Annotated in this window: 2 protein-coding genes; both read right to left on the bottom strand. The window is 66.5% G+C overall.

Annotation, left to right across the window (positions count from 1 at the left end):
* Positions 1 to 115 precede the first annotated feature (115 nt).
* Positions 116 to 499: a type II toxin-antitoxin system death-on-curing family toxin gene (locus ABWV20_RS19270; RefSeq protein WP_353358099.1), complete on the bottom strand. Its 384-nt coding sequence runs from the start codon at positions 497 to 499 to the stop codon at positions 116 to 118.
* Positions 496 to 699: a DUF6290 family protein gene (locus tag ABWV20_RS19265; RefSeq protein WP_353358097.1), complete on the bottom strand. Its 204-nt coding sequence runs from the start codon at positions 697 to 699 to the stop codon at positions 496 to 498. Before ABWV20_RS19265 ends, ABWV20_RS19270 begins: the two co-directional genes overlap by 4 nt.
* Positions 700 to 838: the final 139 nt, after the last annotated feature.

The following is an 838-nucleotide window of genomic DNA, read 5'->3' as shown; positions in this document are numbered from 1 at the left end:
CTGGCCCAGATCCCGCCCGCCGCTGGCGGCCGGGCACATAGACCCATTCGACGCTATCCACGTGCCGAGGCCGTGGCCGCGTCCGCAGGCGGCGGTGTGGGGCTGTTGAGTCAGTTCAGGTGCGTCGCGGGGTAGTGCCGGCGCGGATGCGCTCGGCGATGGTGGCGACGTCGTCGACTTCGCCGGAGGCGACCTCCATGACGAGTGTGTACGCCTCATCGTTGGTGAGGGTGAGGCGATAGCCGTTGAGTCCGAGGAAGGCGATCGTGGCTGCCAGGGCCAGTCGCTTGTTACCGTCGACGAGGGCATGGTTGCGGGCGAGCGAGTGCAGCAGTGCTCCGGCCTTCTCTTCAAGACCCTCGTAGGCGTCGCGTCCGAACACAGTTGCCTGCGGGCGGGCCAGTGCTGACTCCAGCAACCCGTGGTCGCGCACCGGCACCTCGGGGCCGAGCGTGCGCTCGGCGACGTACAGCAGTTCTGACAGGGTCAGGTAGATCACTGACCGAGCCGCTCCAGAGCCTCCGCGTAGCGGGGCAGCTCCTCGTCGAGGACCTGGTCGAGCAGCTCAGCGCGACTGTGGTTCTCCACGTACTCGCGCACCGCTTGGCGGGCCACATCCTGCATGGACCGGGACTCCCGCTGCGCGCGGCGACGCAGAGCCTCGGTCTCCTCATCCGTCAGTCGCAGAGTCATCGCCATAGCCCGATGGTATCAACCATGACACCGCTTGGACGAGTGCCCCACAGTGGGCTGCTAGACACTTTCGGTAGGGCCGATGTCTGGCCAGACTCAGTCTAGGTATCCCAGGGCTCTAACTCGTCAAGCAGCGGTGGTTTGG

Origin of the sequence: Intrasporangium sp. DVR (assembly GCF_040365325.1) — a bacterium.
GTDB lineage: Bacteria > Actinomycetota > Actinomycetes > Actinomycetales > Dermatophilaceae > Intrasporangium.
Note: the sequence above shows the minus strand (reverse complement) of the source record. Positions and strands in the feature narration are given on the sequence as shown.